8 protein-coding genes are annotated in these 13324 nt (G+C 74.4%); all 8 read left to right on the forward strand.

The window, feature by feature from the left end; translation table 11 throughout:
* The 8 genes from EV699_RS04550 (at position 1) to EV699_RS04585 (ending at position 13167) form a co-directional block, all read left to right on the forward strand.
* Positions 1-2628, forward strand: coding sequence for an ATP-binding protein (locus EV699_RS04550; protein WP_132539412.1), 2628 nt, complete (start codon positions 1-3; stop codon positions 2626-2628).
* A gap of 99 nt (positions 2629-2727) precedes the next feature.
* On the forward strand, positions 2728-4419 hold the full coding sequence (locus EV699_RS04555; RefSeq protein WP_132539414.1) for an NAD(P)H-dependent oxidoreductase subunit E: 1692 nt from the start codon (positions 2728-2730) through the stop codon (positions 4417-4419).
* Positions 4416-7172, forward strand: coding sequence for a formate dehydrogenase subunit alpha (fdhF, locus tag EV699_RS04560; protein ID WP_165904015.1), 2757 nt, complete (start codon positions 4416-4418; stop codon positions 7170-7172). The genes EV699_RS04555 and fdhF overlap by 4 nt, the downstream gene beginning before the upstream one ends.
* A gap of 251 nt (positions 7173-7423) precedes the next feature.
* Complete coding sequence (locus EV699_RS04565) at positions 7424-8953, forward strand: c-type cytochrome (RefSeq protein WP_132539418.1); 1530 nt, start codon at positions 7424-7426, stop codon at positions 8951-8953.
* Between the two features lie 194 nt (positions 8954-9147).
* Positions 9148-10206: a LacI family DNA-binding transcriptional regulator gene (locus EV699_RS04570; protein WP_132539420.1), complete on the forward strand. Its 1059-nt coding sequence runs from the start codon at positions 9148-9150 to the stop codon at positions 10204-10206.
* Positions 10207-10414: 208 nt separating this feature from the next.
* A complete protein-coding gene (locus EV699_RS04575) occupies positions 10415-11170 on the forward strand; it encodes a sugar phosphate isomerase/epimerase family protein (protein ID WP_132539422.1) in 756 nt (251 codons plus the stop codon).
* Positions 11171-11190: 20 nt separating this feature from the next.
* Positions 11191-12141 (forward strand): sugar kinase, encoded by a 951-nt coding sequence (locus EV699_RS04580; RefSeq protein ID WP_132539424.1) that lies wholly within the window; start codon positions 11191-11193, stop codon positions 12139-12141.
* Between the two features lie 36 nt (positions 12142-12177).
* Entirely contained in the window at positions 12178-13167 is a 990-nt protein-coding gene (locus tag EV699_RS04585) for a 2-hydroxyacid dehydrogenase (protein ID WP_132539426.1), read from the forward strand.
* The last annotated feature ends 157 nt before the right edge of the window (positions 13168-13324 follow it).

Genomic DNA, 13324 nt, shown 5'->3' on the forward strand with positions numbered 1-13324 from the left:
ATGTCGCCCGCACGCCTGTTGCGCCGTTTCGGCGTGCGGGCGCGACTCCTCACCGCCTTCGGCTTCCTGCTGGCGCTGATGTTCGCGATCGCCAGCATCGCCTGGGTCGGCTTCACCCAACTCGGCGACGCCGTCAAGGAGTTGCAGCGCGAGAGCCTGCTCGACGTCGAGCGGTCGCTGCGCCTGGCGCAGCAGAGCTCGAGCCTGGCGGCGCGTGCCCCGGCGGTCGCCAGCGCCCGCGTGCTGGCACAGATCGATTCCGAGAGCGCCGAGCTGCACCGTCGCCTCGGCGCCTTCAAGCAATTGCTCGCCGAGTTCGAGGGCGACGGCTTGGCGCGCAACAAGGCCAACCGCGAGGAGATGGCGCGCCTGCGCGACGCCGGCGCCCGCCTCGCCGAGACCCTGCTCGAACTGATGCAGGTCAGCCGCCAGAGCGTGTTCCACGTCTCGCAGGTGCGCGCGCTGCGCTACCGCCTCGACCAGATCGACACCGAGCGGCTGCGGGTCGCGGGGCTGTCGGATTCCGGCAACGCCGCGCTCGATTACGCCATCCGCCTGATGGGGGACGCCATCGACGACGAGGCCGCCGACGCCGAGGCGCAGCGCGCGCGCTTCAACCGGCTCGCCCTGCCGGCGCTGCAGGCCTGGCACCCGGCGATGGCCGGCGCCAACCTCGCGGCCGAGCTGATCCGCCTCGGCACCCAGACGCCCGGCGTGTACGACGCGGTCGAGGACCGCAACGAAGACCAGGTGCGCCGCATCTACCTGCTCAGCGTCGTCGCCGCGCTCGCCGGCGGGCTCGCCGACGAGGTCGCCGCCAACGTCGAACATGTGCGCCGCGGTGCGGTGCGTCGCGGCGAGACCACCGAGCGCGCGCTCGCCGAGAACCGCACCCGCATCGCCATCCTCGGCGCGCTCGGCCTGATCGCCGCGGCGCTCGCCGCCACCTACGTGGTGCGCGACCTCGGCGGCCAGATCGGCGCCGTCACCTCGGCGATGCGCCGGCTCGCCGAGGGCGACCGCTCGGTGGACGTGCCGGGGCTCGGCCGCCCCGACGAGATCGGCACGCTGGCACGCGCCTTCGAGGTGTTCCGCGAGCACGCCGCGCGCCTCGACCAGACCACCCGGCTGCTCGAAACCGTGTTCGAGCACATGAACGACGGCGTCGCGGTGTTCGACGCCAGCGGCCGCCTGCGCGCCTGCAACCAGCGCGTCAGCGAGCTGTACGGCAGCCGCGAGGTGCTGCAGCCGGGGATGTCGTTGCAGGCGGTGCGCCGTGCGCTCGGCGCCGAGGACTCGGTGCGGCGCAGCCTGAGCGGTGACACGCTCGATGCCGCCTACGTCGATCGTGCCCGCCAGTACGGTCGGCAGCGTTTCGAGGAGTACCTGCCTAACGGGCACGTGCTCGAACTGCGCAGCACGCTGATGCCCGACGGAGGATTCGTCACCGTGTACACCGACCTCACCGAACGCAAGGCGACTGAGGCGCAGCTGGCGCAGGCGCGCAAGATGGAAAGCGTCGGCCAGCTCACCGGCGGCATGGCGCACGACTTCAACAACCTGCTCGCGGCGATCATCGGCAACCTGCAGGTGGTGCTGGACGATGCCGAGGGGCTGCCGCCCGAGCGCCGGCGCTACCTCGAACGCGCGCTGGCCAGTGCCGAGCGCGGCAGCGGCATCACCCAGCGCCTGCTGGCGTTCTCGCGCAAGCAGCCGCTGGCGCCGCAGGTGTTCGATCTCAACACCCTGGTCGCCGGCATGCTCGACCTGCTCGAACACAGCGTGGGCACGCGGCTGCGGCTGGTCTCCGAACTCGACACCAGCCCGCTCCCGGTGCGCGCCGATCCCGGCCAGCTCGAGAACGCCCTGATGAACCTGGTGCTGAACAGCCGCGACGCCACCCCCGACGGCGGCACCATCAGCGTGCGCACGCGCCCCGGCAGTACCCACCTGACGCCCGACGGCAGCCCGATCGAGCAGGTGGTGCTGGAAGTGGCGGACACCGGCAGCGGCATGCCGCCCGAGGTGCTGGAGCGCGTGTTCGAACCCTTCTACACCACCAAGTCGGGCGGCCTCGGCACCGGCCTGGGGCTCAGCATGGTCTACGGCTTCGTCAAGCAGTCGGGCGGCGACATCGCCATCGACAGCCGCCCCGGCCAGGGCACCGCGGTGCGTCTGAGCCTGCCGCGGGCGCGGCCGCCGGCCGCGGTGTCGCCCGACGATCCGGCCGAGTTCGCCGGCCGCACCGTGCTGGTGGTCGACGACGAGGCCGACGTGCGCGGCGCGGTGGTCGGCCAGCTGCGCGCGCTCGGCGTCGAGACGCTCGCCGCCGGCAGCGTCGACGAGGCGCTGGCGCGGCTCGCCGATGCCCACGTCGACCTGCTGCTGACCGACGTCTTCCTCGGTGCCGGCGACACCGGCCCGCAGCTCGCCGCCCGCGCCCACGCCCGGCTGCCCACGCTGCCGGTGCTGTTCAGCTCCGGGCACGACCTCGGCGGCCTCGCCGAACGCGGCGTGCACGTCGCCCCCGAGCACTTCGTGCCGAAGCCCGCCAACCGTTCGACGCTGCGCGAGCGCCTCGCCGCGCTGCTCGGCCACAACCGCTCGGCCGGCACCCCGCTGCTGTAGGCGGCGGCGCGGGCCGCCGGAGCGCCGGCGCTCGACTAGACTCGCGGACCAGGGCGTACCGCGGCATCCCGCCGGCGGGCGCGAGGACGGAGGACGGCGATGGCGAGCGAACAGGCGCGCGGCGGGCGCCGCCGCGGCGGCCCGCGGGGCCACGCGGTCGACCCGGCCGCGCGGGCCGAGGTCGAGGCGCTGCTCGACGGCAGCGCACGCAGCCGCGAGCACCTGATCGAGCACCTGCACCGCCTGCAGGACCGCTACGGCCACCTGTCCGCCGCGCACCTGGTCGCGCTCGCCGAGTGGCTGCGGCTCGCGCCGGTCGAGGTCTACGAGGTCGCGAGCTTCTACCACCACTTCGACGTGCTCGCGCCGGGCGAGGCGCCGCCGCCGCTGACGGTGCGGGTGTGCGCGTCGGTCAGTTGCGCGCTGTTCGGCGCCGGGGCGCTGGCCGATGCGCTCGCCGCCACCCTCGGCCCCGGCGTGCGGGTGCGTCGGGTGCCCTGCGTCGGGCGCTGCGACACCGCGCCGGTCGCGATCGTCGGCGACCGCCCCGTGCCCTACGCCAATCCGGCCAAGGTGGTGGCGCAGCTCGCCGCCGGGACGGACGCGCCGGTGCAGCGGCCGGCCTGGCTCGACTACGCCGCCTACCGCGCGCGCGGCGGCTACGCGCTGCTGCAGGCGTGCGTCGCGGGGCGGCGGCCGCTCGACGCGGTGCTCGCGACGCTCGCCGACGCCGGGCTGCGCGGCCTCGGCGGCGCCGGCTTCCCGGCGGCGCGCAAGTGGCAGACGGTGCGCGGCTATCCGGGGCCGCGGCTGCTGGTGGCCAACCTCGACGAAGGCGAGCCCGGTACCTTCAAGGACCGCCACTGCCTCGAAACCGACCCGCACCGCTTCTTCGAGGGGCTGCTGATCGCCGCCTGGGCGGTGGAGGCCGCGGCGGTGTACCTGTACGTGCGCGACGAGTATCCGGAGTGCCGTGCGCTGCTCGCCGCGGAGCTGGCGGCGCTCGCGGCCGACCCGCCGTGCGCGCTGCCGCCGATCCACCTGCGCCGCGGCGCCGGCGCCTACATCTGTGGCGAGGAGTCGGCGCTGATCGAGTCGATCGAGGGCCGCCGCGGCATGCCGCGGCTGCGCCCGCCCTACGTCGCCGAGCGCGGCCTGTTCGGGCGGCCGACGCTCGCCCACAACGTCGAGACGCTCTACTGGCTGCGCGAGATCCTCGAACGCGGCGCCGACTGGTTCCGCGGCCACGGCCGGCACGGCCGCCAGGGGCTGCGCGCGTACTCGGTCAGCGGGCGCGTGGTGCGCCCCGGCGTCAAGCTCGCGCCGGCCGGCATCACGCTGAACGAACTGGTCGACGAACACTGCGGCGGCCTGCTGCCGGGGCACACGCTGTACGCGTACTTCCCGGGCGGGGCCTCGGGCGGCATCCTGCCGGCGCACCTCGCCGACCTGCCGCTCGACTTCGACACCCTGCAGCCGTACGGCTGCTTCATCGGCTCGGCGGCGGTGATCGTGCTGTCGCAGCACGATTCGGTGCGCGCCGCGGCGCTGAACGCGATGCGCTTCTTCGCCGACGAGTCCTGCGGGCAGTGCACGCCGTGCCGCGTCGGCACGGCACGCGCGGCCGGGCTGATGGCGCAGCCGGTGTGGGACGCCGCGCTGCTCGCCGACCTCGCCACGGTGATGCGCGAGGCGTCGATCTGCGGCCTCGGCCAGGCGGCGCCGAACACCTTCGCCTGCGCGCTGAAATACTTCCCCGAGGAATTCGACCGGCCGGGAGGGGCACCGTGACGAGCGGCGACGGTCCGCGGCAGGGCGACGGCGCGGCGCCGGCCGCGGTGCGTTTCAGCCTCGACGGGCGCGAGCTCGACGCCGCGCCCGGCGAGACCATCCTGCAGGCGGCGCGCCGGGCGGGGGTGGCGATCCCGCACCTGTGCTACCGCGACGGCCTGCGCGCCGAGGGCAACTGCCGCGCCTGCATGGTCGAGATCGCTGGCGAGCGCGGGCTCGCGCCGGCCTGCTGCCGCACGCCGCAGCCGGGCCTGCAGGTGCGCGCGGCGAGCGAACGCGCGCGCACCGCACAGCGGCTGGTGCTCGAACTGCTCGTCGCGGAAACCGCCGGCAGCGCGCAGGCGGTCGACTCCGAGCTCACCCGCTGGTGCGCCGCGCTCGGCGTCGGCGCAGCGCGCTTCGCGCCGCGCGCGCAGCCGGCGGCCGACGCCTCGCACCCGGCGATCACCGTCGACCTCGGCGCCTGCATCCAGTGCACGCGCTGCGTGCGCGCCTGCCGCGAGGTGCAGGTCAACGACGTCATCGGCTACGCCGGGCGCGGTGCGCAGGCGCGCATCGTCTTCGACCTCGGCGATGCACTGGGCGCGAGCTCCTGCGTCGGCTGCGGCGAATGCGTGCAGGCCTGCCCGACCGGCGCGCTCGCCCCGGCTGGGGCGGCGGCGCAGGCGGTGGCGACGCGGGCGGTCGACTCGGTGTGCCCGTACTGCGGCGTCGGCTGCCAGCTGCGCTACCACGTCGCCGACGGGCGCATCGTGCGCGTGGAGGGCCGCGACGGCCCCGCCAACCATGGCCGGCTGTGCGTCAAGGGGCGCTTCGGCTTCGACTACGTGCGCCACCCCGAGCGGCTGACGGTGCCGCTGGTGCGCCGGCCCGGCGTGCCGAAGGGCCTCGACGGCTTTGACCCGGCGGCGGCGCAGCGCGTGTTCCGCGAGGCCGACTGGGACGAGGCGCTGGCGCTCGCCGCCGGCGGCCTGGCGGCGATCCGCGACGTGCACGGCGGGCGCGCGCTCGCCGGCTTCGGTTCGGCCAAGGGCAGCAACGAGGAGGCCTACCTGTTCCAGAAGCTGGTGCGCACCGGCTTCGGCAGCAACAACGTCGACCACTGCACGCGGCTGTGCCACGCGTCGAGCGTCGCGGCGCTGCTCGAAGGCATCGGCTCGGGGGCGGTGTCGAATCCGGTCGCCGACGTCGCCGAGACCGAGGTGATCGTGGTGATCGGCGCCAACCCGACGGTCAACCACCCGGTGGCGGCGAGCTTCATGAAGCAGGCGGTGCGCGCCGGCAAGACGCTGATCCTGATGGACCCGCGGCGCACCGAGCTGGCGCGCCACGCGCGCTACGTGCTGCAGTTCCGCCCCGACACCGACGTGGCGATGCTGAACGCGCTGCTGCACGCGATCATCGACGAGGGGCTGGTCGACGCGCGCTTCGTCGCCGAGCGCACCGAGGACTTCGAGCGCCTGCGCGCGAACGTCGCCGGCTGCTCGCCGGAGGCGATGGCGCCGGTGTGCGGCATCCCGGCGGCGACGCTGCGCGAGGTCGCCCGCGTCTACGCCGGCGCGCGCGCGGCGATGATCTTCTGGGGCATGGGCGTGTCGCAGCACGTGCACGGCACCGACAACGCCCGCTGCCTGATCGCGCTCGCCCTCGCCAGCGGCCAGATCGGCCGCCCGGGCACCGGCCTGCACCCGCTGCGCGGCCAGAACAACGTGCAGGGCGCGAGCGACGCCGGGCTGATCCCGATGGTGTTCCCCGACTACCAGCGCGTCGACGACCCCGCGGCGCGCGCGCGCTTCGAGGCGCTGTGGGGCGTGCCGCTCGATCCGCAGCCGGGGCTGACGGTGGTCGAGATCATGCACGCGATCCTGCGCGGCGAGATCCGCGGCATGTACATCCTCGGCGAGAACCCGGCGATGTCCGACCCCAACCTGCACCACGCCCGCGCCGCGCTGGCGGCGCTCGAGCACCTGGTGGTGCAGGACCTCTTCCTCACCGAGACCGCGGCCTTCGCCGACGTGGTGCTGCCGGCCTCGGCCTGCGCCGAAAAGACCGGTACCTTCACCAACACCGACCGCCGCGTGCAGCTCGGCCGCCAGGCCATCGACCCGCCCGGGCAGGCGCGCCAGGACCTGTGGATCATCCAGCAGATGGCGCGGCGCCTCGGCCTCGCCTGGGACTACGCCGGCCCGGCCGCGGTCTACGCCGAGCTGCGCCGGGCGATGCCGTCGATCGCCGGCATCGCCTGGGAGCGCCTGGAGCGCGAGCACGCCGTCACCTACCCGTGCGCCAGCGAGGCCGATCCGGGCCGCGCGGTGCTGTTCGGCGAGCGCTTCCCGACCGCCTCGGGGCGCGCGCGCTTCGTGCCGGCGCGGCTGCTGCCGGCGGCGGAGCGCCCGGATGCCGACTACCCCTGGGTGCTGCTCACCGGGCGCCAGCTCGAACACTGGCACACCGGCAGCATGACGCGGCGCGCGCGCGTGCTCGATGCGCTCGAACCGGTGCCGGTGGTCACGCTGCACCCGGTCGACCTCGCCGCGCTCGGCCTCGCCGCCGGCGCGCGCGTGCGCCTGACGAGCCGCCGCGGCGAGCTGGTGGCGCAGGCGCGCCCCGATCCGGGGCTGCGCCGCGGCGAGGTGTTCATGGCGTTCTGCTACGTCGAGGCGGCGGTCAACCTGCTGACCATCGACGCGCTCGACCCCTACGCCAAGATCCCGGAGTTCAAATACTGTGCGGTGCGCGTCGATGCGGCCTGACATGCCCTCCGCGGCCTGCGCGACGGCCCGCGTGCGTCGGTTCCCTCGGCATGCGGGCATCGCTACAATGCCCGCCGGCCGCGTCACAAGCCCCAACAATCGTGCGGCCGGCGGCGGAGCCCCGGGCCCCGCGCCTCCTTGATCCACCGGCGACCTGAACACCACCCGTCCGGCCTGATGGCGCCAGCCTGGACGTAGCCTGCTAGAGCATTCGGAGAGGTGAACGCGTGAACCAGCAAGACAAGTCGTTTATGACGACGTTTACGGGCGTGATGGCGGTCCTGGTGGTGCTGGCCGCCGTGTTCTTCCTGGTCGCGCGCCTGGTGTCGGTGATCGTCAAGCCGGCCGACGACGGTTCCCGTGAGCGGGTGATGGCCGAGAGCCGCATCGCGCCGGTCGCCAAGGTGGCGGTGGCCGACCCCAACCGCAAGCCGGTGAAGCTCGAACCCAAGGAGGTCGTCGCCAAGGTCTGCGCGTCGTGCCACGGCGCCGGCGTGCTCGGCGCGCCGAAGATCGGCGAGAAGAGCCAGTGGGAGCCGCGCTTCACCCAGGCCCATGGCCTCGACGGGCTGGTCAAGAACGCGGTCAGCGGCGTGCGTGCGATGCCGGCCAAGGGCGGCAACCCGGCGCTCACCGAGGACGACATCCGCGGCGCGATCACCTACATGCTCGGCGAATCCGGCATCAAGGCCGACGCCGCACCTGCTGCCGCTGCTGCGCCCGCCGCTCCGGCTCCCGCCGCCGCCGCCGCGGCACCGGCGCCCGCGCCGGCCGCTCCCGCTGCCCCGGCTGCAGCCCCGGCCCCGGCGGCCCCGGCCGCTGCCGCGGCGCCCGCGTTCGATCTGGACAAGGGCAAGGCCGTGTACGGCGGCGTCTGCGTCGCCTGCCACGCGGCGGGTGTGGCCGGCGCGCCGAAGTTCGGCGACAAGGCCGCCTGGGAGCCCCGCGCCGCTGCCGGCCTGGAGGCGCTGGTCAAGAGCGCGCTGAACGGCAAGGGCGTGATGCCGCCGAAGGGCGGCAACCCGGCGCTGACCGAGACCGACCTGCACAACGCCGTCGCCTACATGCTGCACGAGGCCGGCCTGCCCGTCGCCGCGGCCGCGCCGGCCGCCCCGGCACCGGCACCGGCACCGGCACCTGCTGCTGCGCCTGCCCCGGCTGCCGCGCCTGCACCGACCGCCGAAGCGGCTCCGGCACCCGCGCCGGCTGCTCCCGCTGCCCCGGCTGCTGCTCCCGCGCCTGCCGCGCCTGCGGCCGAAGCAGCCCCCGCGCCGGCGGCCCCGGCAGCCGCGCCTGCGGCGGCGCCCGCGCCGGCAGCTGCTCCCGCACCGGCCGCGCCTGCGCCGGCGCCCGCACCGGCAGCCGAAGCCGCTCCGGCACCCGCGCCTGCCGCGCCGGCGGTCGAAGCAGTCCCCGCGCCTGCGGCCCCGGCTGCGCCTGCTCCCGCCCCGGCTGCAGCCCCTGCGCCGGCCGAAGCGGCGCCCGCGGCTCCGGCCGCCGCCGCGCCGGTGCATGTCGCGGTTCCGACCACGGTCGACCTGGCGCGTGGCAAGCAGCTCTACAACACCGCCTGCATCATCTGCCACCAGGCCGGCGTGGCCGGGGCGCCCAAGCTCGGTGACAAGGCCGCATGGGCCCCGCGCCTCGCGCAGGGCTGGGACGTGCTCGTCGAGCACGGCCTGAAGGGCTACAAGGGCATGCCGGCGAAGGGCGGCAACCTGCAGGTCGACGATGCCGACATGATCTCGGCGATCGGCTACCTGGTCACCGAAGCGCAGTGAGCGGGGTTCGTGCCGTGACGAGGGCGCCTGCGGGCGCCCTTCGCATTTTTCGGCCGCGCGACGCCGCCTGAGCGGTCCGTGGCGGGCATGCGGCGTGGTGGCGGGCGGCGATATCTGTTAGCCTGAAACCGGTTCCAGCCGTCTTCCGGGCAGCATTCCTGAGGAGGAGGGCAGATGGCGCGGAGGACGAGGCCATGAAGGCGGCTGACAGCAACGGTGCGAGCGGCGCCGGCCCGCAGCGGCGGGTGACGATCAACGAGGTGGCGCGCTGCGCCGGCGTGTCCAAGACCAGCGTGTCGCGCTACCTCGGCGGTGAGCTGAGCGCGCTGTCGGAGGACATGCGCCGGCAGATCGAACGGGCCATCGCCGAGCTCGACTACCGCCCCAACCAGATGGCGCGCGGGCTCAAGCGCGGGCGCAGCCGGCTGGTCGGCATGGTCGTTGCGGACATCCTCAATCCCTATTCGGTGGCGGTGATGCACGGCGTGGAGGTCGCCTGCCGGCAGCGCGGCTACGCGCTGATGCTCTGCAACACCGCCGGCGACGACGAGCTCGAACGCCGCCACCTCGCCGCACTCGCCTCGTACAGCGTCGAAGGCCTGATCGTGCACACCACCAGCCAGCACACCCGCGACCTGCTCGACGCCGCGGCGCACGGCCTGCCGGTGGTGGCGGTCGACCGCGAGATCAGCGGCCTCGCCGCCGACATGGTCGGCATCGACAACCGCCAGGCGGCGAGCGTCGCCACCGAGCACCTGATCGCCCAGGGCTACCGCGACCTGCTGTACCTGTCGGAGCCGCTCGATCACGTGAACCCGCGCATCGAGCGCCTCGCGGCCTTCGAGGCGGTGCTCGCGCAGCATCCGGCGTGCCGCGGCCGCGCGCTGGCGCTCGACGTGCACGCCAGCGCGCGGCTCGACCAGGCGCTCGGCGACTTCCTCGCCGCCACCGGCCCCGGCCCCCGGGCGGTGTTCGCCGCCAACGGCGTGGTGACGCTCGAAACCACGCGTGCGCTGCGCCGGCTCGGCTGCCGGCTGTTCGAGGATACCGGCCTGATCGGTTTCGACGAGCTCGAATGGTGCGCGCTGGTCGGCTCGGGCATCACCACCGTCGCCCAGCCCACCTACGACATCGGCGTCACCGCCGCGCAGTGCCTGATGCGGCGCATCGAGGGTGACCGCTCGGCCCCGCGCCAGACCCTGTACCGCGGCGAACTGATCGTGCGCGGCTCGACGCAGCCCGTCGCGCGCTGAAGCCATGGCCCGGACGCGCCGCGACACGGTGGCGGAAAACGTTTGAACTCTTTTGGAACCGGTTCCATAATGATTGCCATACTCAACCGGTGATTTCACGCTCATCGGCTGGGCGCACCACGAAACGATCGACGATTCAGCTGGCTATCGCGTCTCTGTCGTGCGTCTTCGAATGGTACCGGTTCCATAAAAGAGGAGAAGAGAAGACATGAGGCAATCACCCCCCGTATTCGTGGCGACCTCGGCCTACGGCGCCGACCTGGTCCGCCGCCTGGGGCAGGCCGAGGTGCTGCCGTGGATCGCCGCCGCCGGCGCCGACGGCATCGAGATCCGCCGCGAGCTGTTCACCGACGACGCCCCGCCGCTGGCCGCACTGCGCGAGGCGATCGCCGCGCACGGCCTGGCCACGGTCTATTCGGTGCCGCTCGAACTGTGGCGGGAGGACGGCCGGCTGGCGGATGCCGCGCTGCGCCGGGCGCTGCGCGAAGCCGCGCTGCTGGGGGCCGGGGTGCTCAAGGTGTCGCTCGGCCACTACGCCGCCGGTGTGGCGCTCGACGCACTCGGCGCGGTGCTCGCCGACACGCCGGTGCGCCTGCTGGTGGAGAACGACCAGACCGTGCAGGGCGGCACCGTCGCGCCGCTCGCGGCCTTCTTCGCGGCGGCGGCCGCGGCCGGGGTGGCGGTGGGGATGACCTTCGACCTCGGCAACTGGCGCTGGACCGACAGCGACGCCGGCGAGGCCGCGCGGGTGCTCGGGGAGCACGTCGCCTACGTGCACTGCAAGCGCGTGCTGCGCGACGGCGGACGCCTGAAGGCGGTGCCGCCCGAGGGCGCCATGCCCGACTGGGCGGAGTGCTTCGGCCACTTCCGCGCCGGCCTGCCGCGCGCGATCGAGTTCCCGCTGGCGGGGGAGGCGCTCGATGCGCTCACCGCCGTCCACGTCGCCCGGCTGCGCCGCCTGTGAGCGCGCGAGGTTCCCGCCCCATGCCTGCCCATGACGTCGTGACCTTTGGCGAAACCATGGCGATGTTCGTCGCCGACCAGCCGGGCGCGCTCGCCGACGCGCTGCACTTCACCAAGCGCATCGCCGGTGCCGACACCAACGTCGCCATCGGCCTCGCCCGGCTCGGCCTGCGCGTGGCCTGGGTGAGCCGCATCGGCGACGACAGCTTCGGCCGCTTCATCACCGCGAGCCTCGAACGCGAGGGGCTCGACTGCGGCCGGGTGGCGGTGGATGCGCGGCATCCGACCGGCTTCCAGCTCAAGGCCCGCACCGCGGACGGCTCCGACCCGACGGTGGAGTACTTCCGCCGCGGCTCGGCGGCGAGCCGGCTGTCGCCGGACGATTTCGACGCCGCGCTGTTCACCGCGGCGCGCCACCTGCACGCGACCGGCATCCCGCCGGCGCTGTCGGCCGGCGCGCGCGAACTCGCCCACCTGGCGCTGCGCGAGATGCGCGCGGCCGGGCGCACGGTGTCCTTCGACCCCAACCTGCGCCCCGCGCTGTGGCCGGATCGCGCCACGATGGTCGCCGAGATCAACGCGCTCGCCGCGCAGGCGGACTGGGTGCTGCCGGGGCTCGCCGAAGGGCGCCTGCTGACCGGCTACGACGCGCCGCGCGACATCGCCGCGTTCTACCTGGAGCGCGGCGTCGAGGCGGTGGCGATCAAGCTCGGTCCGAGCGGCGCGTACTGGCGCACCGCACACGCCGAGGGGACGGTGCCGGGCTTCCCGGTGGCCCGGGTGGTCGACACGGTCGGTGCCGGCGACGGCTTCGCGGTCGGCTTCGTCAGCGCCCGGCTCGAAGGGCGCGAGCTCGCCGCCGCCGTCGCCCGTGGCAACCGCATCGGCGCGCTGCAGGTGCAGGTGCCGGGCGACATGGAGGGCCTGCCGACGCGGGCCGAACTCGACCGCCTCGAAGCCGGCGGCGCCTGAACCCCGATCGATGCCCTTGCGCGCGAGACCCCATCCATGACCAAGCATGTCCTCGTCTACCGTCCGCTCCCCGCCGACCAGCTCGCCGCGCTGCGCGCGCGCTTCGACGTCACCGTGCTCGAACGCCCGCAGGCGCACGACCCCGACTTCCGCGCCGCCGTCGCCACCGCGCACGGGCTGATCGGCGCGAGCGTGAAGCTCGACCGTGCCCTGCTCGACACCGCGCCGGCGCTGGAAGTGATCTCCAGCATCTCGGTCGGCTACGACAACTACGACCTGCCGTACCTGAAGGCGCGCGGCATCCTGCTCACCAACACCCCCGACGTGCTCACCGAAACCACCGCCGACACCGCCTTCGCGCTGATCCTGGCGACGGCGCGGCGGGTGGTGGAGCTCGCCAACTGGGTCCGCGACGGCCACTGGACCCGCAACATCGGCGCCGCGCACTACGGCACCGACGTGCACCACAAGCGCCTCGGCATCGTCGGCTTCGGCCGCATCGGCGCCGCGGTCGCGCGCCGCGGGCGGCTCGGCTTCGGCATGGAGGTGCTGTACTGCAACGACAGCGCGCGGCCGGAACTCGAGGCCGAGCTCGGCGCGCGCCGGCGCACGCTCGACGAACTGCTGCAGGAGGCCGACTTCGTCTGCCTCAACCTGCCGCTGCTGCCGCAGACCGAAGGCCTGATCGGCGCGCGCGAGTTCGCGCTGATGCGCCCGGAGACGATCTTCATCAACGCCTCGCGCGGGCGCGTGGTCGACGAGGCGGCGCTGATCGAGGCGCTGCGCACGGGGCGCATCCGCGCCGCCGGGCTCGACGTGTTCGAGCGCGAGCCGCTGCCCGCCGACTCGCCGCTGCCGCGGCTGCCGAACGTGGTGGCACTGCCGCACATCGGCTCGGCGACGCACGAGACGCGCGCGGCGATGGCGCGCTGCGCGGCCGAGAACCTGATCGAGGCGCTGTCGGGGCGGCGGCCGCCGAACCTGGTCGATGCGTCGGTGTGGGAGGATCGCCGCGCCGCGCGCTGACGCGCGCGGCGGGTCTTGCGGAAAAACAAACCGCGGCGGCCATCACGGCCGCCGCGGCGGGCGGGGGGAGGCGGGGCGGCTCAGCCCTGGAGCTTGCGCGGGAAGGCGTTGCGCCCGGCGTACACCGCACCGGCACCGAGCTGCTCCTCGATCGCCA

It is taken from the genome of Plasticicumulans lactativorans (assembly GCF_004341245.1).
GTDB classification, from domain to species: Bacteria; Pseudomonadota; Gammaproteobacteria; order Competibacterales; family Competibacteraceae; genus Plasticicumulans_A; species Plasticicumulans_A lactativorans.